This is a genomic window from Thermococcus sp. 5-4, from assembly GCF_002197185.1.
In the GTDB taxonomy this organism is placed as follows: Archaea; Methanobacteriota_B; Thermococci; order Thermococcales; family Thermococcaceae; genus Thermococcus; species Thermococcus radiotolerans.
This window is the reverse complement of record NZ_CP021848.1, coordinates 220,445-239,483: the sequence shown is the minus strand read 5'-3', so window position 1 is coordinate 239,483 and position 19,039 is coordinate 220,445. Positions and strand designations below refer to the sequence as shown.

General features: G+C 55.9%; 17 protein-coding genes. 6 read left to right on the top strand and 11 right to left on the bottom strand.

The features are described from left to right. Window positions 1–8: 8 nt before the first annotated feature. Window positions 9–665, top strand: a complete 657-nt coding sequence (locus CDI07_RS01455) for a hypothetical protein (protein WP_145954966.1) — start codon at window positions 9–11, stop codon at window positions 663–665. 148 nt (window positions 666–813) lie between these two features. Here the strand turns inward: CDI07_RS01455 and CDI07_RS01450 are convergent, their stop codons facing one another. The 3 genes from CDI07_RS01450 to CDI07_RS01440 all read right to left on the bottom strand — a co-directional run bounded on the left by CDI07_RS01450 (window position 814) and on the right by CDI07_RS01440 (window position 2,694). Next, the gene (locus tag CDI07_RS01450) at window positions 814–1,500 is read right to left on the bottom strand and encodes a Ribonuclease P protein component 3 (protein ID WP_088179916.1); all 687 of its coding nucleotides are present in this window, start codon (window positions 1,498–1,500) and stop codon (window positions 814–816) included. Then, window positions 1,497–1,952 (bottom strand): RNA-binding protein, encoded by a 456-nt coding sequence (locus tag CDI07_RS01445; protein ID WP_088179915.1) that lies wholly within the window; start codon window positions 1,950–1,952, stop codon window positions 1,497–1,499. The genes CDI07_RS01450 and CDI07_RS01445 overlap by 4 nt, the downstream gene beginning before the upstream one ends. Before the next feature lie 157 nt (window positions 1,953–2,109). Continuing rightward, the gene (locus tag CDI07_RS01440; protein WP_088179914.1) at window positions 2,110–2,694 is read right to left on the bottom strand and encodes a 50S ribosomal protein L15e; all 585 of its coding nucleotides are present in this window, start codon (window positions 2,692–2,694) and stop codon (window positions 2,110–2,112) included. 127 nt (window positions 2,695–2,821) lie between these two features. Between CDI07_RS01440 and CDI07_RS01435 the strand changes: the two genes are divergently transcribed. Continuing rightward, window positions 2,822–3,892, top strand: coding sequence for a Xaa-Pro peptidase family protein (locus CDI07_RS01435; RefSeq protein WP_088179913.1), 1,071 nt, complete (start codon window positions 2,822–2,824; stop codon window positions 3,890–3,892). On the opposite strand, the gene CDI07_RS01430 is transcribed toward CDI07_RS01435, so the two are convergent. Together CDI07_RS01430 and CDI07_RS01425 are read right to left on the bottom strand one after the other, a co-directional pair. After that, entirely contained in the window at window positions 3,882–5,456 is a 1,575-nt protein-coding gene (locus tag CDI07_RS01430) for an amidohydrolase (RefSeq protein ID WP_088179912.1), read from the bottom strand. The genes CDI07_RS01435 and CDI07_RS01430 overlap by 11 nt on opposite strands. A 44-nt stretch (window positions 5,457–5,500) precedes the next feature. After that, window positions 5,501–6,175 carry a DUF257 family protein gene (locus tag CDI07_RS01425; protein WP_088179911.1) on the bottom strand — a complete coding sequence of 225 codons (675 nt, stop codon included), beginning with the start codon at window positions 6,173–6,175 and terminating at the stop codon, window positions 5,501–5,503. A 255-nt stretch (window positions 6,176–6,430) separates the two neighbouring features. Here CDI07_RS01425 and leuS point away from each other — a divergent pair, with 255 nt between their 5' ends. Beyond that, on the top strand, window positions 6,431–9,331 hold the full coding sequence (gene leuS, locus CDI07_RS01420; protein ID WP_088179910.1) for a leucine--tRNA ligase: 2,901 nt from the start codon (window positions 6,431–6,433) through the stop codon (window positions 9,329–9,331). A 24-nt stretch (window positions 9,332–9,355) separates the two neighbouring features. Here leuS and CDI07_RS01415 read toward each other — a convergent pair whose 3' ends face one another. From CDI07_RS01415 to fni, 6 genes are all read right to left on the bottom strand, one after another. After that, the gene (locus CDI07_RS01415; RefSeq protein WP_088179909.1) at window positions 9,356–9,619 is read right to left on the bottom strand and encodes a hypothetical protein; all 264 of its coding nucleotides are present in this window, start codon (window positions 9,617–9,619) and stop codon (window positions 9,356–9,358) included. Window positions 9,620–9,770: 151 nt separating this feature from the next. Beyond that, the gene (locus tag CDI07_RS01410; RefSeq protein WP_088179908.1) at window positions 9,771–11,333 is read right to left on the bottom strand and encodes an MFS transporter; all 1,563 of its coding nucleotides are present in this window, start codon (window positions 11,331–11,333) and stop codon (window positions 9,771–9,773) included. A 91-nt stretch (window positions 11,334–11,424) separates the two neighbouring features. Further along, complete coding sequence (locus CDI07_RS01405; RefSeq protein ID WP_088179907.1) at window positions 11,425–12,456, bottom strand: polyprenyl synthetase family protein; 1,032 nt, start codon at window positions 12,454–12,456, stop codon at window positions 11,425–11,427. A gap of 67 nt (window positions 12,457–12,523) precedes the next feature. Continuing rightward, window positions 12,524–13,846 (bottom strand): RNase J family beta-CASP ribonuclease, encoded by a 1,323-nt coding sequence (locus CDI07_RS01400; protein ID WP_088179906.1) that lies wholly within the window; start codon window positions 13,844–13,846, stop codon window positions 12,524–12,526. An 88-nt stretch (window positions 13,847–13,934) separates the two neighbouring features. Continuing rightward, window positions 13,935–14,831, bottom strand: coding sequence for a hypothetical protein (locus CDI07_RS01395; protein WP_088179905.1), 897 nt, complete (start codon window positions 14,829–14,831; stop codon window positions 13,935–13,937). Window positions 14,832–14,835: 4 nt separating this feature from the next. Next, window positions 14,836–15,957, bottom strand: coding sequence for a type 2 isopentenyl-diphosphate Delta-isomerase (gene fni, locus CDI07_RS01390; RefSeq protein ID WP_088179904.1), 1,122 nt, complete (start codon window positions 15,955–15,957; stop codon window positions 14,836–14,838). Between the two features lie 137 nt (window positions 15,958–16,094). Here fni and CDI07_RS01385 point away from each other — a divergent pair, with 137 nt between their 5' ends. The 3 genes from CDI07_RS01385 to CDI07_RS01375 are packed head-to-tail and all read left to right on the top strand — an operon-like array spanning window position 16,095 to window position 19,036. After that, window positions 16,095–18,029, top strand: coding sequence for an aldehyde ferredoxin oxidoreductase family protein (locus CDI07_RS01385; protein ID WP_088179903.1), 1,935 nt, complete (start codon window positions 16,095–16,097; stop codon window positions 18,027–18,029). Further along, on the top strand, window positions 18,030–18,587 hold the full coding sequence (locus CDI07_RS01380) for a 4Fe-4S dicluster domain-containing protein (protein ID WP_088179902.1): 558 nt from the start codon (window positions 18,030–18,032) through the stop codon (window positions 18,585–18,587). After that, complete coding sequence (locus CDI07_RS01375; protein WP_088179901.1) at window positions 18,587–19,036, top strand: 4Fe-4S dicluster domain-containing protein; 450 nt, start codon at window positions 18,587–18,589, stop codon at window positions 19,034–19,036. Before CDI07_RS01380 ends, CDI07_RS01375 begins: the two co-directional genes overlap by 1 nt. Window positions 19,037–19,039: the final 3 nt, after the last annotated feature.

Genomic DNA, 19,039 nt, shown 5'->3' with positions numbered 1-19,039 from the left:
TGGCCATTATGAAGGGACTCGCCCTATCACTCCTCTTTGGGATTCCCCTGCTCCTCGCGGCGTGGATGGTCGTTCAGCTGAACGAATTGGCCGGAGCTCTGCTCTTCATCACAGCGTTCACGCTCCCGCTCATCCTCCTGAGGGGATATTTTCACAAAAATCCGGGGAAGGCCGCCATCTTCGTGGGCGTCATGGTGGTGCTAACCCTCTTCCTCCGACCACCCTCGGCCTCCGGCCCCAACGTTTATTTCGGCCTTCACTTTGCTACCGGCTGCTGGAAGCCCGAGGAAAACCCCTGGCCTCTTAACGGGAGCGCGGACGTTGCCTATTCCTGCTATTACCTTACCGAATCGGGGGTTCTTCACGTCTCCGGCATGGCGTGGGAGAAGACGTGGGTGAGGCTTCCGGTGACCGGGCGCGTTGTTGTTTTGGATACTCCCACAGAGGAAGCGGACAGAGCTTATCTGGCCGCCGTCGAAAGGGCAGAGAAATCGGGATACGAGCCAGTGACGGGGAATCAGATCCCAAAAGCGACACTCCTGCGGAAGGGAAGTCAGTGCGTCTATATATCGGAGATGGACGTTTTGGGAGGGGGCGTTGCGGTGGTTTCCGCGCGGGGGAACTGCGAGGCGGTGAAGGAATTCGCCCGGATTCGGAGCCGTTGAGGGGGCACTTCGAACCCTGGGGAAGGTTTTTATAACCCGAGGGCCAATCCAATAGAAGGTGATACGATGGACGTTCAGGATGAGAAAAAACTGGCCGCGATTCTGATGATTCTGATGGTTCTCGGGGTCGGGATTGCATTCCTCGTTCTCAGGTACGGGAACTGGATGTGGAGCCCCTGAGCTTCCCCAGAATCCTCCTCGGATAGAAGTTCAGGCTGGCTCTGGCCTTTGGAATTTCCATGCCGACGTTTATCCCGAGACTCATCAAATCCCTCGGGGAGCGAACCTCCCACTTGCTCTCGGCCGAGCTCGTAATGAACCTCGGAACCGAGTACTTGTCAACGAGCTGCCAGGTCTTGGTCATGAAGCGGAGGAGCTGGACCCTCTCGTAGGGATTGGCGGTGAGGAGCGGGGAAAAGGAAAACCCTATCGCGACCCCCTTCTTGGCCGCTATCTTCGCCAGAACGTGGTCGAAGCCCGGGTCCTTCCTCCCCAGCCACGGGCTTATGAGTGCATCAACGCCGGCCTCAAGGGCGAAGCGGTTGACCCTCATGTCGCCGCCCTGGACGTAGAGCAGGACCTTTAAATTGCGGTTCTTCACCTCCCGGATGAGGCTGGGTTTCTTCGTGATGAGAAGGAGGGCGACCTTTCCGTATCTCTCGCGAAGCTCCCTAATCTCTTCCTTGAGCTCGTCCCAGTTGGGAGAACTTTCGAGGACGAGCTTTTTTGTGAAGACGACCTCGTCGAACCACTCTTTGGCCAAATCGTAGGCTTCCTCGCTCCTCACGTCCATCTCAACGAAGTAGTCCCTCGAGAAGGAGACCTCCTCGCTCATTCCTCCAGCCACTCCCTCACGGCTTTAACGACCGCTTCCTTCCTCATCGGGAAGGCCTTGACCTTTATCTTGACCTGGATGGTATCGCCGCCCTCGTCTATCTCCGGCTCGCCGAGGTAAGCTTTCTGCTTGTTGAAGCGGACGTAGAGCGTTCCCTCCTCGTCCACCTTTTCATCGAGGTTCTCGATGATGTAACGCCTGTCCTCCTCGCTCAGCAGCTCCTTGAAGTAGTCGATGAACTTTCTAACGGCCTTGCTCCGTTTTATCTCCACGTTGACGACCTTGATGGGGTTTCCGAAGAAACCCGTGGTCTCGTCTATGTCAAAGATGACATCTTCGTCGTCTATATCTTCGGGGATGAAGGTAGATATCGCTTCGAGAACCTTGTCTTCATCCTCGGTGGCGTGGATGAACGTGGTAATCCTGACGTGATGCGCCCTTATCTTCCCCATCGCTCTCACCGGGGTTGATTCGACGCCGTGCTTTAAAAGGTAACCGCTCAGGTCGTACGGCCACATTGCAGAAGACCCTTAACATGGATAGAACAGCAGAACGGGTTTCTGGAGAAACTCAACAGAAACCGAAACGAAGAGAAAAAGGGCCGAAAAATCACTTGCCCTTGCCCTTGTTGGCCCTTATGCTGGGCCTGATCTTCTCGGCGCCCTTGCCCTTGTTCCTCAGGCCGCGGCTCTTCCTGCCGGCGCTGGTGAGTCCGCGGAAGACGCGACCCTTGTGGGCCTTGCCGGTGATCCAGTTGATCTTGGGGTCAGCCTTGATGACCGGGTGGTGCGGGTCGACCATTATGACCTCAAACCACCTGTACATTCCGTCCTCGCCGACCCAGTAGCTGTTGAGGACCTCGAGGTTCGGGAACTTTCTCGCGGCCTTCTCCTCAGCTATCCACTGGAGGCTCTTCTTCGGGCTGTACTTGACCATACCCATCTTGCTCGGCTTTCTTCCGCCCTTCCACCTGGGCCTCTTCCTTCCGCCCTTTCTCACGCGGACGCGAACCATAACGTAGCCCTGCTTGGCCTGGTAGCCGAGGCTCCTGGCCCTGTCGAGCCTGGTCGGCCTCTCGATCCTAACGACGACAGGCTCACGGCGCCACTTTATCATCCTAACCTTGAGAAGCTCCCCGACGTAGCTCTTCTTGGGGCTCTTCCAGGCTTCCCTAATGTACTTGTACATTCCCATCTTGCTCCCTCCTTCCGTGCTTGTGGTTCTCCCTTACGGGAACATCCCGCGGGCTTGGCCCGCCCAGTCGGTCGAGGTTCGAGGTTGAGTTTTTAAGCCTTGCGGAGTAGTTAATACGGTGAAACCGATGCGCCTTCAAAGACTCGTATCCCTCATGAAGGAAAGGAACTTCGACGGTGCTCTAATAAGCCCCGGAACGAACCTCTACTACCTCACGGGGCTGAGGATACACGAGGCGGGCGAGAGGCTCACAGTTCTGGTTGTAAGCGCCGACGGTGAGTACCGGCTCCTGGCCCCGAGCCTCTACGAGAACGTGGTCAGGAACTTTCCGGTGACCTTCTGGCGCGACGGGGAGAACCCCTACGACAAACTCGCCTGGATTCTGGCGGAGTTCCACCTATCTGACGGGAGGCTTCTCATAGAGGACACGATGCGCGCCGACTGGCTGATGAACGTCATAAGGCTCGGCCCCTTCGAGTTCTATCCCCTAAGCTCGCTCGTCAGGGAGCTCCGCATGAGAAAGGACAAGCACGAGGTAGAGATGCTGGGGCACGCCGCCAAGGCAGCGGACAGGGTCTTCGACGAGATTCTGAGCTGGGACCTCGTGGGAATGCGCGAGAGGGAGCTGGCCTTGAAGATAGAGCTGGCGATAAAGGAGCTCAGCGATGGAATCTCCTTCGAGCCGATAGTGGCCAGCGGTGAGAACGCGGCCAATCCACACCACGAGCCGGGAAACAGGCGGCTCAGGAAGGGGGACATGGTGATACTCGACTACGGGGCCAAGTGGAAGGGCTACTGTTCGGACATCACAAGGACAATAGCCCTCGGACGGCCGAACGAAAAGCTCGTAGAGATCTACGAGGTAGTTAAGGAGGCCCAGGAGAGGGCGTATAAGGCCGTCCGTGCGGGTGTTCTCGCAAAGGACGTGGACGAGGCAGCAAGGGAGACGATAGCAAAAGCCGGCTACGGCGAGTACTTCACCCACAGGACAGGACACGGATTAGGGCTGGACGTCCACGAGGAGCCCTACATAGGGCCGGACGGAAACGTGGTCCTAGAGAACGGCATGACCTTTACGATAGAGCCCGGAATCTACGTTCCCGGCCTCGGAGGGGTTCGCATAGAGGACGACGTCGTCGTTCACGATGGAAAAGGAAAGAGGCTGACGAGGGCGGAGAGGGAGCTTATCAGGCTTTGAAGACCCTCTCCCCTCCTAGGTACGTTTCAAGGATCTTTATTTCCCTCAGCTCCTTTTCATCGACCTCGAAGGGGTCATCGCTGACGATTATGAAGTCCGCGAGCTTTCCCTCTTCGAGGCTTCCCAGGTCATCTTCCATGAGAACTTCCGCGGAGCCTGCGGTGTATGCATGAAGCGTCTCTTCAAGGCTCAAAGCCTCATCCGAGGTGAGCTCCGCGAGGGGGACTCCCTCATATTTCCCGCGCGTTACCGCGGCATAGACGGTTTCCCACGGGTCAAGGGGCTCCACCGGCGAGTCCGTGCTGAGCCCGAAGGGCATCCCTGCCTTGGCGATGCTCCGGAAAGGATAGACCCACTTTGCCCGCTTCTCACCAACCCTCTCAATCACCCACCAGTCGGTCATGACGAAGTGCGGCTGGAGCGCGAGTCTGACGCCGAGCCTCTTGGCACGCTCTATCTGGTCGGGTCTCATGAGGGAGGCGTGTTCTATCCTGTGGCCGGCCCCTTCAACGTTCCCAAGGGATTCGTAGACGTCGAGGACCATGTCCATAGTCGCGTCGCCTATCGCGTGAACCGCCATTTGAAGTCCGGCCTCGTGGGTTCCCCTCGCCACCAGCTCAAGCCACTCCTTCGTTACGTTTGGATGTCCACTCGTCTCGGCATCGCTGTAGGGGCTTGATAGCCACGCGGTCCTCGCCCCGAGGGAGCCATCGGCGAGAACCTTTATCCCACCTATTTTCAGTCTCCCACCGCCGAAGCCGCGCCTTATCCCGAGCCTTTTAAGCGATTCGAGAACCCCGAGGTTCTCACCCGGGTTCAGGTAGACCTTCACCCTCAGCCTGAGTTTCCCCTCGGCATCGAGCCTGCTCAGCGCCTTCAGGGCCCTCTCACTAACGCTGACGAAGCCGACGGTTGTTACACCCTTCGAGAGGGCATATTCAGCCGCCTGGAGCATGTACTTCCCGTATTCATCCTCGGTTACCATCTCGTCGAACTTCCTGACGGCATAACTGAAGGCATCCTCCTTCACGATGCCGGTGGGCTCTCCGTTTTCGTCCCTGAGGACGTCCTCTGAATCCCACTCAATCAAGCCAGTCTCCTCGAGGGCCCTCGTATTCAGAACGGCAGCGTGGAGGCAGACGCGGGAGAGCATGACCGGCCTGTCGCTCACGACCTCATCCAGATCGTGCCTCGTGGGCCAGCGCCTCTCCTCGAAGAGTTCCTGGTCCCAGCCGTGGCCGCGGAGCCAGCCGTCCTTTTTCTCCGCGAACTTTCTGAGCTTTTCCTTCAGCTCTTCGATGCTCCGCACTCCCCGGAGGTCGAGCATGTTGAGGTACTCCCCGAGCTCGTCGAGGTGCATGTGGGAGTCTATGAAGGCCGGCAGAACCGTCCCCCCGTCGAGGTCGATTATCTCAGCGTTCAGAACTTCGGCAGCCTTGAGGACTTCCTCCGTGCTTCCGAGCATTGCTACTCTCCCGTCCACGACTAAAAACGCCTCGACGCGCCTGACGGGACGGAATGAGACGTAGACGTTCCCGTTTATAAAAGCACGTTTCAAGCACATCACCGATCAGAGATGGCAAAACGAAAGAAAAGGGTTTCGAAGTATCAGAGGATGTCCTCGACCGAAACCTCTATCTCCCATCCCATCATCCTTATGTCCGGGGATTTGCGTATCCTGCCTATCAGCCTGTTGCCGTCGAGCCTAACGTCCAGGAAGGTGCTCGCGATCTTCTCCAGTTCGGGCAGGGGATTTATGGGAATCCTTTCGCAGATGTTCCTGTCGAGCAGGTAGAACGCTTTTCTCTTCCGGTTTCCGAGGAACCGGTCTATGCTGGAGATTATCTCGTAGAAGTTGCGGTAGTCCTCAACGAAAGCGAAGAGCTTTTCCAGTCCGATAACCACGTTTATGGACTCCCTCAGACCAGAGAAAGCCTTGGTACTTGCTTCCTCGTATCTGCGCAGGTATATCGAGGCCTCACTCTCCACTTTCACCCTGCCAACGACATTTCCGATGTTGACGATCCCCCCGGTCTTCAGAACGATGGCATCGTCGAAGATGTTCCTCACCCCGAAGAACTTGAGGTGCTCATTGATAACGTGGAGGGTGTCAAGGTTATCGTCAACGACGAAGGGATGGCCCCTGTCATCGGCGTAGCGTTTCAGAAGGAGCACCATGAAGTCCAGGGTGTAGTTGGGTGAAGTGTACTCAACGAGCACGGTTTCCCCAAATCCGATGGAATCCAGGAACTGGAACACCTCACCGAGCTTTCCCACAGCCATCACCCCACCAATTTAACCAAACGAACCCAAGATATATAACAACTTTGGTTCGGAAGACGCCGAAAAGTAAACGGAGGGAACCACCAGAACCCAGCAAAAGATTTAAATATGAGGAATCCTACTCGCTCCGATGCCAATGAGGGGGGAGTGTCTTCTCCATCGCTGGAATCGCAACCGTGCCTGATTTCCCGAATAGCCCCCCTATTCTGGAGTATCGCTCACGCTCTTTTGAAAAAATTCTGAGGAGGTATGGCCATGGCTGAGCTTAACTTCAAGGCCATTGAGGAGAAGTGGCAGAAGCGCTGGCTGGAAGAGAAGGCCTTCGAACCAAAGGCGAATGAGAAACCGAAGGAGAAGAAGTTCTACATCACGGTCGCCTTCCCGTACCTCTCGGGACACCTCCACGTCGGCCACGCGAGGACCTACACAATTCCCGACGTTATAGCACGCTTCAAGCGCATGCAGGGCTACAACGTTCTCTTTCCGATGGCCTGGCACATCACCGGTGCGCCGATAGTCGGAATCGCCGAGAGGATAAAGCACCGCGACCCAAAGACGATACACATCTACCGCGACGTCTACAAGGTTCCGGAGGATATACTCTGGAAGTTTGAAGATCCCAAGGAGATAGTCAACTACTTCATGAAGGCCGCCAGGGAGACCTTCATCAGGGCTGGCTTCTCCGTCGACTGGACGCGCGAATTCCACACGACGAGCCTCTTCCCGCCGTTCAGCAAGTTCATAGAGTGGCAGTTCTGGACGCTCAAGGACAAAGGACTGGTCGTTAAGGGTGCCCACAGGGTCAGGTGGGACCCGGTCGTCGGCACTCCGCTCGGAGACCACGACATAATGGAAGGGGAAGACGTTCAAATACTCGACTACGTCATCATCAAGTTCATCCTAGAGGAGAACGGCGAGGAAATCTACATGCCGGCCGCGACGCTGAGGCCGGAGACGGTTTACGGCGTCACCAACATGTGGCTGAACCCCGAGGCAACCTACGTCAAGGCGAAGGTCAAGCGCGGCGATAAAGTTGAGACGTGGATAATCAGCAAGGAAGCGGCTTACAAGCTCTCCTTCCAGGACAGGGAGATTGAGGTTCTGGAGGAGTTTAAGGGCGAGAGGCTGATCGGAAGGTACGTGAGGAACCCAGTCACCGGCGACGAGGTCATCATCCTGCCGGCCGAGTTCGTTGACCCGGACAACGCAACTGGAGTTGTCATGAGCGTTCCGGCCCACGCTCCCTTCGACCACGTGGCCCTTGAAGACCTCAAAAAGGAAACCGAGATTCTGCTCAAATACGACATCGACCCGAGAATCGTTGAGGAGATAAGCTACATCTCGCTGATCAAGCTCGAGGGCTACGGCGACTTTCCAGCTGTGGAAGAGGCGGAGAAACTCGGCGTGAAGAGCCAGAAGGACGTTGAGAAGCTCGAAGAGGCCACCAAGAACATCTACAAGGCCGAGTACCACAAGGGAGTCTTCAAGATTGAGCCCTATGCCGGCAAGTCCGTCCAGGAGGCCAAAGACCTCATAGCCAAGGAGCTGCTCGAGAGCGGAAGGGCGGAGATAATGTACGAGTTCGCCGAGAAGCCGGTGATAAGCCGCTTCGGCAACCAGGCGGTCATCAAGATAATCCACGACCAGTGGTTCATAGACTACGGCAACCCTGAGTGGAAGGAGAAGGCCAGGGAAGCGCTGGCAGAGATGACGATCTACCCCGAGAGCAGAAGGGCCCAGTTCGAGGCGGTGATAGACTGGCTTGACAAGAAGGCCTGCGCGAGAAAAGTTGGATTGGGAACGCCGCTCCCGTGGGACCCCGACTGGGTCATCGAGAGCCTGAGCGACTCGACCATCTACATGGCCTACTACACGATAAGCAGGCACATGAACAGGCTGAGGGAGGAGGGCAGGCTCGACCCGGAGAAGCTCACGAGGGAGTTCTTCGACTACCTGTTCCTGGAGGAGTTCAGCGAGGAACGCGAAAAGGAACTCGAAGAGAAGACCGGAATCCCGGCCGAGACGATCCGCGAGATGAAGGAGGAGTTCGAGTACTGGTACCCGCTCGACTGGCGCTGCTCTGCCAAGGACCTCATCCCGAACCACCTGACGTTCTTCATCTTCAACCACACGGCGATATTCAGGCACGAGCACTGGCCAAAGGGCATAGCCGTCAACGGCTTCGGAACGCTCGAGGGCACCAAGATGAGCAAGAGCAAGGGCAACGTGCTGAACTTCATAGATGCAATCGAGGAGAACGGTGCAGACGTCGTCAGGCTCTACATAATGGGCCTGGCCGAGCACGACAGCGACTTCGACTGGCGCAGGAAGGAAGTTGGAAAGCTCCGCAGGCAGGTTGAGAGGTTCTACGAGCTGATAAGTGAGTTCGCCACCTACGAGGCGGAGGAGACCGAGCTCAAGGACATCGATAAGTGGATGCTGCACAGGCTGAACAAGGCCATCGAGGGGGCAACCCAGGCTCTCGAGGAGTTCAGGACGAGGACTGCAGTGCAGTGGGCGTTCTATTCAGTCCTCAACGACCTGCGCTGGTACATGAGGAGAACCGAGGGCAGGGACGACAAGGCCAAGCGCTTTGTGCTAAGGAAACTCGCCGAGGTCTGGGTCAGGCTGATGGCGCCGTTCACACCGCACATCAGCGAGGAGCTCTGGAAGAAGCTGGGCGGAGAGGGCTTCGTGAGCCTGGCGAAGTGGCCGGAGCCGGTTCCGGAGTGGTGGAACGAAACCATCGAGGCCGAGGAGGAGTTCGTCAAGGCCCTCATCGAGGACATCAAGGAGATCATCAGGGTCGCCAAGATAGAGGACGCCAAGAGGGCCTACGTCTACACCGCCCCGGAGTGGAAGTGGCGCGTCCTCGAGGTGGTCGCTGAGAAGAGGGACTTCAAGAGCGCCATGGCCGAGCTTATGAAGGACCCGGAGATGAGAAAGCACGGCAAGGAGATCAGCAAGCTGATACAGAGGCTCATCAAGGAGCGGGCCTTCGACGTCAAGCGCATAGACGAGGAGAAAGCCCTGAGGGAAGCCAAGGACTTCATGGAGAAAGAGCTCGGTATCGAGATAATCATCAACCCGGAGGAAGACAAGGGAAGAAAGAAGAAGGCCGCGATGCCGCTGAAGCCGGCGGTGTTTGTGGAGTGAGCTCCTTACTTCCATTTCTTCTAATTATCTTCGCTTAAAATCGTCACCTTTAATCTGGCGGATAAACTCCTCTATCAAAGCCAGAGCATCATGAGCTCCACTGAGCAAAAGCACTACTGGCAATATCACTAAGAAGGGGGCTACTATCGGCAAATCCCCAAGATTCTCAACATTAGCAGTACTAAGAAGTATCCCGATAGCCACGGCAATGCCCAAGATAGACAGTACCATCCCTCCCACCTTGTACACTAAAACGGGCACCTCCTCCCCACTTTCTCTAAAGTTCATAACCAACCACCATCCAGAGATTGAGAAAATCCCTTATAATCCTATTTTTACGTACAAAATCCACTGCAACATAAATAGAAGACAAAAAGCCTACGAGAAATGGAAGAAAGGCGCGGAGCATCCGCCGGTTGGCTGGCTACTTGCGAAATAGTCATTCCCCTCTTTCCACCTCTTTCACCGCTTCTGGTTCCGGAACGGCCCCGGCCTTCTCCCCCCTCGGCAGGAGGAACGAGAGCAGGGCGCTGATGACGAGTATACCCATCATGAAGATTACCGCGACCTTCATGGTGTCTATGAAGGAGTTGTTCACGATTTGGAGCACAGTGTCATGGTACTCCGGCGGAATGTTAAGGTCACCCTGCTGCATCTTGATTATCCACTGGATCACGGCTTCCTTTATCTGCTCCTTGCTTCCCTCAAAGAGGCCCGACTCGTAAATCTGCCGGGTTATGCTGTGAATAACACCAAGAACCAGGACCGCACCGATGAAGGCCGTTCCAAGGGACAGACCGAACTGCTTCTGGGCGTTGAATATTCCCGAGGCGTCAGCCTGCTGCTCGGGCTTGGCGCCCATCATGGCGAGGTTGGTTATCTGGGAGAATATCAGCCCGAAGCCGGTGCCGTAGAGGGCGAGGCCGATGGCGAAGTCCGAACCTTCCACGCCGGGCTTCAGGACGCGCAGGACGAGGTAGAGGCCGACGAAGGTCAGAACGATGCCGAGCTGGATTATCTGCTTCGGAGTGAGGTACTTCGCGAACCTCTGCCCGCTCATGGAGAAGATGAACATCATTATCGAGAGCGGGACTATGACGAAGCCCGTCTGGATGGCGTTGTAGTGGAGGTACTGCTGGACGAAGACCGGAACGGTGAACATTATGCCCGCGAGGGTTATCTGGAAGAAGATGCTCACGAGGTTGGCGGCGGTGAAGACCTTCGACTTGAAGATGTCCACATCTATGAGCACGTCCTCTCCCCTGGCCTTTCTCCTCTCCTCGTACTTCCAGAAGGCCGCCAGAACGACCAAACCGGCGACCATGAGGAGCAGAACCGGCGGGTTCGACAGCGGATCCATTATGAGGACCGAGAGAGTCAGCAGGAACAGGCCGATGCCGACGAGTGCCGCCCCGATAACGTCGAGTTTTATCCGCTTCTCTGGCTTGTAGTCAGCGAGTATCTTCATGTAGGCGAATATCCCCGCGGCGATGAAGGCCTCCATGAAGAAGCCGAGACGCCAGGTGATGTAAGTAGTGAAGAAACCACCTATTATCGGGCCGAAGGCCGCCGCCGCTCCGCCGACGCCTCCCCAGACGCCGAAGGCGAAGGCCCTGTCCTTGCCGGTGTAGGCCTTGGTGATGTACGTAACCGTTGCGGGCATCATCATCGAGGCGCCGATGCCCTCGAGGATGGACCATCCAAGAAGAAGAACGGCGAGGTTTGGAGCGAAGGCGGCCATCAGCGTTCCAACGGTGTATATAACCAGCCCTCTGAAGAAAACCTTCTTTGTTCCCCAAATGTCCGCGAGCTTCGCACCGGTTATCATGAATGCCGCCATCACGAGGGCGTAGAGCGTTATCGCGCCCTGGACGCCAGCCACGGTTGTGTCGAGGTCCCTCACAAGGGCGCTTATAGAAACGTTCATCATCGTGGTGTCGATGAACATTATGAAGAGCGCCGCGCTCATTATGATAAGAACTCCCCACTTAGACTGTCCCATGCTTTTCACCAGAGAAGGATTAGGGGGAGCGATGTTATAAGATTTTGCATGAGAACCCATTGGTGGGATAATCAAAGGAGAGGGGCCAAAATCAGAACTCCCTTTCGACGAGGAACTCGGCGAGCAGCTCCAGATCCTTCCTCGCCTCGCTCTCGGGAAGAACCTTCAGGGCTTCGTTGGCCTCCCTGACAAGGTTCTTGGCGTATTCTGCCGCATAGTCTATACTGCCGTACTTCCTGAGGAGCTCGATGGCCCTCTCAACCTCCTCCTTGACCTTCTCGTCGTGTATCAGCGCGTCGCCCTTTGCATCGCCCGCGTACTTGCCGAAGACCCTCATGAACTCGGCCTTGTCATCCTCGCTAGCGTGCTGGAAGAAGTGGCTGACTATCAGCGTCTTCTTGCCCTTCCTTATGTCGCTGCCGACGGGCTTTCCGAGCTTCTCCTCGTCGGCTATGAGGTCGAGCACGTCGTCCCATATCTGGAAGGCTATGCCCACGTTCATTCCCCACTTGGCGAGCGCTTTGATGTACTCCTCGTTCTCAGTTCCGACTATCGCGCCTATCTCCGCCGAGCCCTCAAAGAGAGCCCCGGTCTTGCCGCTTATCATCTTGAGATACTCCTCGACGGTAACCTCTTCCCTCGTCTCGAACTCTATGTCAAGCGCCTGCCCCTCGCAGAGCATGTTGGAGGTTCTGACCAGAACGTCGAGAATCCTCGCCTTTTTCTCAGGGTTTACCTCGGCCTTGGCGATGGCCTCGAAGGCCTTTGAGAACAGCAGGTCGCCTGCCAGAATCGCCATGTTGACGCCCCAGAGCTTGTGAACGGTCGGCCTTCCGCGCCTCAGCTCGTCCATGTCCATGATGTCGTCGTGAACCAGCGAGTAGTTGTGGATGAACTCGACGGCGGCTGCCGGATAGAGGGCCTTTCTTGGGTCGCCTCCTACCGCCTCAGCGGCACGGAGAACCACGAAGGGACGAACCCTCTTTCCGCCGGCGAGCGGATAGTGTCTGGATGCGTCGTAGAGGTTCTTCGGCTCCTTCTCAGGGATGAGCTCAAATATCGCCCTATCAACGTCCTTCGCCATCTCCTTAACCCTTGCGAACAGCTCATCGTACTTCCCCATTATATCACCCCGTGAGTGATGAAAGCAATCTAAAGGAAAAATAGGGCAACTCTTTATCAGTTTTACCCTACCTTATCTCGACCAGGTAGCCGTTCCTCGACACGAAGACGTCCCTGCCTATCAGGTAGCCCTCCTCCTCGGCGAGCTCGGCGTAGTGGGTGAGCATCCTGAAGTCTCCGTGCGCTGGAACTATGTTCTCCGGATTGAGCATCCTGAGAAGGTAGCGGTGGTCCTCCCTGCTGGCGTGACCGCTGACGTGGAGGTCCTTTATCATCCTAACTCCCTTCATCTTGAGCTTCGTCTCAAGGACGTAGCGCTGGGCCCTGTTGAGCGGGTTGGGTATCGTTCCGGCGGAGAAAACCACGGTGTCGCGCTTGCCGATGTCGTAGAGCTCACCGTTGGCCATCCTCGTGAGGACCGCGCCGGGTTCTCCCTGGTGGCCGGTGACTATGAGCAGATAGTTCTCCCTCGCTCCGGAAACCTCCTTGAGAACCTTCCTGACGGCGTTTGGACTCCTCACGGCCTTCGCGCCCTTCATCTTAATGAGGCCAAGCTGCTTGGCTATTCCCGTATATTTAGCGAGCGAGCGGCCGACCAGCACAGCCTGCCTGCCCATCTTATTGGCTATCCAGATGAGCTCCTGAAGTCTTGCAATGTGGCTGGCGAAGGTCGTCGCTATCAGCCCATCGGCCTCCATGCCCTCGTAGAGGAAGAAGTCCTCAAGGAGCATCTGGGCTACCGCCTCACTGGGTGTTTTGGTCGGCTGTTCTATGCGTGTTGATTCGGGAATGAGAACCTTAACGCCCTCCTTGCCGAGCTCCCTCAGGCGCTTGTAGTCCGGCCTCTCCCCGAGCGGGTTGTTGTTGTCGAACTTGAAGTCGCCGGTGTGAACTACCGCACCTTCCGGGGTGTGGACGACGACCATGGAGGACTGGGGGATTGAGTGGGTTATCCTAACGAACTCTATCGCCAGGTTCTCACTCACCTGGACGATCTCGCCGTACTCGGTCTCGTACATCGGGTTCTTGACCTCGAAGTACTGTTCGCTCTTGACCTCACCCTTCGCGAGCTTTATCGTGTAGGGCGTGCCGTATATCGGGACGTCAGGGTAGTGGGGGGCGAGCTTGGCAACGGCCCCTATGTGGTCGAGGTGACCGTGGGTGAAGGTTATGGCGACAACCTTCTTGTTCCTTATTGACGAATCGTCAGGAATCGCACCGAGCTTCTGGAGTTCCTTCGTGGGGAACTGCTGGATGTTGACATCTTCATGAATGAGAACGCGGTCAAGCCTTATTCCCATATCTATTATAACAACTTCCCCGTTGTATTCGACGGCGGTCATGTTCTTGCCTACTTCCTCGTAACCGCTAACTGTATGGATTTTTATCATGTCTATTCCTCCTTACGCCCCCAGGCCTCTCCTGAGGCGTGGGGCTGCGTTGGTCTTAGTTGTGGGCAGGGGTTTAAAAAGGTGTGCATTACTTTTCCTCAGTTATTTCAAATATTGAAATTTCACTCCAGGGGATGTATTTTAAAATATTCCTAACTTTGAGCCCATCTCTTTCTAATGAAGCTATGACTACCACATTCTTATCAGAATAAAATGGAACCAAAAACCCCTCAATGATTCTACCGTTTTTTAAAGTCACTTTGGATTTGGGAAGAGCAATGTTTTTGGAGAATACTAATAGGTACTTTACTCTAGATATCATTAACCCTTTGTTAGAGTTGTAGGATCTGTAAAGATATACCAAATAAAGAATGAATATGAAAATAACAATACCTATTGTATACAAATGAGAAGAGTCACCAGAGTCAAGATACAATGCATACTGACCCAAGATATACATGCCGCTAGTGACTATAACAGAAACTATTCCCAAAAACATGAAAGTATCAAATAGCATTATGAAAAGGCGATCCTTAAAAGAAAGTAGTTTTTCCGTAGACAAGGTGAGTGTAGTATTCCGAAAATAACCTATTGCCATTAACCACGTAAGAAGCAATATCATACTCAGATTCATGAGAAACGCCATTCCATTACTTCCATTGTCCTTTATAAAGAGCTCATCTAGAATATCACCCTGGCCGATATTTAAGCTCGAAATCATCTGTTTCAGTAAGAAATAGAATAATACAAAACCCCCCACTACAGCTAGAGCCAATATACTTCTTTCCCGTGTTTTTGGTTTACCAAGCAAAACTAATTCCGACTCTCTTTCTATAATCTCGTTTATCTTATGATAAAAGATCGAAGATCTAAAAAGAGACCCCCTAAAAATTTTTTCAGGGGATTTTATAGTGTCCTTGTATAAACCATATAATGCCACAAAAGCTATTACTATCTGAGAGATTTCAACAAACGGAAAACTCACCTTTTCACCTCCCGCTCTTTAAATAGGCCGGCAGGTCGATCCTCTGCTCAAGCCACTCCCTCGTGAAGCCCGTAACCACGAGCGGAACCTTTCTCAGCTCCTCGACGTTCCTCGCCCCGACGAGGAACATTGCGTTTCTGAGTTCCTCGATGTAGCGCTGGAGGACTTTAATGACTCCCTCGACGTCGCCCTTCACAGCTGGCTTGAGGAGTGGCAACGCAACACCGGCGAAGGTAGCTCCCATCGCCAAGGTCTTCGCCATCGTTATCCCATCGCGCATTCCGCCGGTGGCTATAATCGGCAGGTCGGTGGCGTAGCGAACCTCGGCGACGCTTACCGCTGTCTTTATTCCCCAGTCCCAGAACCTGAGGGCAAGGTTCCTGCCCATCTCGTCTTTGGCGCGGTAGTACTCGACGGCGCTCCAGCTCGTTCCGCCGAGGCCGCCGACATCAATCGCGTCTATCCCGATGCTCTCAAGCCTCACCGCAACCTCCATCGAAACGCCGGCACCCGTTTCCTTTGCTATTATCGGATAGGGGAACTCAGCCTTGAGTTCTGCCAAAGCTTTAAGAACGCCCCTGTACTGGGTATCGCCCTCGGGCTGAACGCTCTCTTGGAGCGGGTTCATGTGTATCGCTAAAGCGTCCGCCTGAATGGTCTCAACGGCCTTTAGGGCCTCCTCAAGGCCGTATCTGCCGGGCATCGTCTCGGCGAACTGGGGGGCGCCGAGGTTGCCGACGAGGAAAACATCGGGCGCGACATCGCGAACGTAGTAGCTCTCCCAGGTTTCGGGCGTTCTTATCATCGCCCTCTGGCTGCCGACGCCCATAGGTATGTTAAGCTCCTGGGCGGCCTTTGCTAAAGTCTTGTTTATCTTTCCGGCCAGCTGGGAGCCCCTCGTCCCGCCGGTCATTCCGGCTATGAAAATGGGATAGTCGAACTTCCTCCCAAGAAACTCGACGCTCAGGTCTATTTCCTCCTTGTCTATCTCGGGCAGGCTCATGTGGACGAAGTGGACGTCCTCAAAACCGTTGGAAACGTGGGATTGGACGTTTCTCTTCAAGCAGTGCTCGATGTGCTCAAACTTCCTGATGATCGTGAGTTCCTCCTTATCAAAAGCCTCCATTTCAACCACCGAAGAGAGAATGGAGCCGAAGGTTAAGAGGTTTTTGGAGTGCAACTCGGGTTATAACCCCGGCAACGCTTATATACATCAACGTAGGATTTGGTATATTACGGCTCATTTCACGGAGGAATGAAAAAATGTCAATATCATCTGAGCGGAATGTTGGGGACATCCTGATCATCGACCTAACGAGGGAGAAGGTTGTTAAACGGGAAGTTTCGTCCGAGACCGTGAAGCGGTATCTCGGGGGAAGGGGGTTCAACTCAAAGGCCCTCTTCGACATTATACCCGGCAGAATAGACCCCCTGAGCCCGGAGAACGTTCTCGCACTGGGCAACGGAACCTTCGCGGGAACTGCACTGCCGATGACGAGCAGGCTCCACATAAGCACCCTCTCGCCGCTCTCTGGTATCCTCGGAGACGGTAATGCCGGCAGCGAATTCTCGGCGATGCTGAAGTTCGCCGGCTACGAGCAGATAATCGTGACCGGGAGGGCCCAAGAACCAAAGTACGTCTTCATCGAGGACGACGAGGTTGAGATAAGGGACGCAGAGGGGCTCTGGGGTCTGACCACCGGCGAGACCGTTGAGTGGCTGAGAGCCGAGCACGGCGATGAGGTGAGCGTCGCGGGGATAGGGCCTGCCGGAGAGAACCTCGTGCGCTTCGCCACGACGATGGTGGACAAGTACCACTCCGGGGCGAGGGGAAGTGGCGCCGTGTGGGGCTCGAAGAACCTCAAGGCGATAGCGGTCATAGGGACGAAGGGTGTCGAGCCGGCGGACCCCGAGCGGTTCTACGAGATGGCCAAAGAGGATATCGACTACTTCAACCGCAACGAGTTCGTCAAGAGGATTTACTCAGTCATTGGGACCCATTACGGGCTGATACAGTGGTATCCGAGCTGGAAGTACTTCCAGGTTCCGCTCAGCGCGGAGGAGCTGCCGGTTGGGTTAAGGCCGCAGGATCTGGCCGAGTACGAGGTCGGAAGAACCCAGTGCTTCTCCTGTCCTCTCGCCTGCAAGGATGTTTACTACCTGCCGAGCACGGGCGAATACGGCACCTCAAGCGAGTTCGAGTCGATATACGCCCTCGGGAGCAACAACTGCATAACCGACACCGAAGCTATTCTGCGGATGGAACACATGGCGGACGAGTACGGAATGGACGTGATGACGCTCGGAGACACGATAGCGCTCGCGAGGCTCCTCCACGAGAAGGGAATCCTGAGCGGGGAGGATGTGAGGGGCGTTTCGCTTGAGTGGGGTGACGCAGAGGGGCAGATCCAACTCATCGAGATGACCGCCTATAGAAAGGGCCTCGGGAACAAACTCGCCGAGGGCTACCGCAACTTCGCAAAGCTCTACGGAGAGGAGGCTTTAGCCTACTGCTACGACGTGAAGGGCGTGAACAGGGGCTGGTACGAGGTAGACTTCATCAACGGGATCTTCACTCTCTCCCACGCGACCTCGACGAGGGGGGCCGACCACCTGAGGGGCCGCTCGTGGGCCTACTGGGAGAACGACAAGCTCATGGACATCGAGGCAGTTAGGGGGATGCTCGAGGCCGGCCTGCCCGACTACAGGAAGGACCCCGTCGGGGCGCTCATCTACGGTGAGAGGGCCTGCACCCTGGCAGATTCCCTCGGGAGGTGCAAGGGCTCGATAAACAGCTGGCTCCAGGCGGTTCCGCTCGTCTGGAAGTATCCGGTCTTCAAGGGGACGGCGATGCTCCTGACGGCCTTCACCGGCATAGAGTTCACAGAGAAGGACGTCATAGACGCGACCGACAGGATATACCTCACGGAGATGGCCTTCAACGTCAAGCAGGGGATCAAGAAGAAGCACTACGACGTCAAGTTCCCGCCCGAGTTCGCCGCGACGGAGAGGGCAAAGGCGCAGGTAAGGCGGCACTGGGAGCTCGTTGATGAGTATCTGAGAAGGCGCGGATGCGACGTGGAGACTGCCTACCCCAAGAGGGAAACGTTGGAGGGACTCGGCATCGGCTACGTCGCTGACCAAATCGAGGGGAAGGAGTTTCCCGAGTGGGACGGCCCGGTAAGGGAGGTGGCCTGAATGTTCGTGCTGGCGGTTATCTACGAGAACTGCACCGGCTGCCACCTCTGCGAGCTCGCCTGCTCCTTCAAGCACCATGGCGTCTTCGACCTCTCGCTGTCGAGGATAACGATCCTCACCAAGCCCGAGGTGCAGACGTCGGTTCAGGTCTACTGCCTCCAGTGCCAGGATGCAGCCTGTGAACGAGTCTGCCCAGTGGATGCCATAAGCAGGGACAAAAACGGGGCCTACATCATAAACTACGACCGCTGCATAGGCTGCAGGGAGTGCGCCTACGCCTGTCCCTTCGGGGCGATAAGCTTTGAGGTAGAGGCGAGGCCGATAAAGTGCGACCTCTGTGAGGGTGAGCCCGAGTGCGTGGCGGTTTGTCCGCACGACGCCATAGTCTACATGGAGGAAAAGAAAGCCGTGAGGGAGCTGAAGAAGGCCAAAGCTGCCGGAGTTGCCTACGGACTCTACGGCGGGAAGGAGACGTCAGAACACCCCAGAAAGAAGGCGGAGGAGGCCGTTGAATATCTGCTAGAGCTCGTGGAGAAGAGCGGGGAGCTGGACGTCTGATGGAGTACCTTCTCCATGTTCTGACGGAGAAGTGCACCGGCTGCATGGACTGCGTCGAGGCGTGCCCGATCGAGGATGGGATTAGGGTGATTCCCCTCCCCACCCTTCCGGGGCGATGGGACGTCGTCCTCTGCCGTCACTGTAACCCAGCACCTTGTGTCGAGGTCTGCGAGTTCGGGGCGCTCAGCGTTTCGGAGAACGGAGCTGTGATCCTAAACCAGTCCCTCTGCACCTCCTGCAAGGCCTGCACTGCGGTGTGTCCATTCGGCGCGGTCTTCCTAAGGCCCGACGGGACGATGACGAAGTGCGACCTCTGCTCCGGAAGCCCAAGGTGCGTCGCGGCCTGCGAAGAGGGTGCCCTCGTCTACGAAAGAGTCGAGAGAAAGAGGTTTCTGATGAGGGAGAAACCTTCGGTGGTGGAGCTTCTAGAATTCAAGGGACTGCGGTGAGAG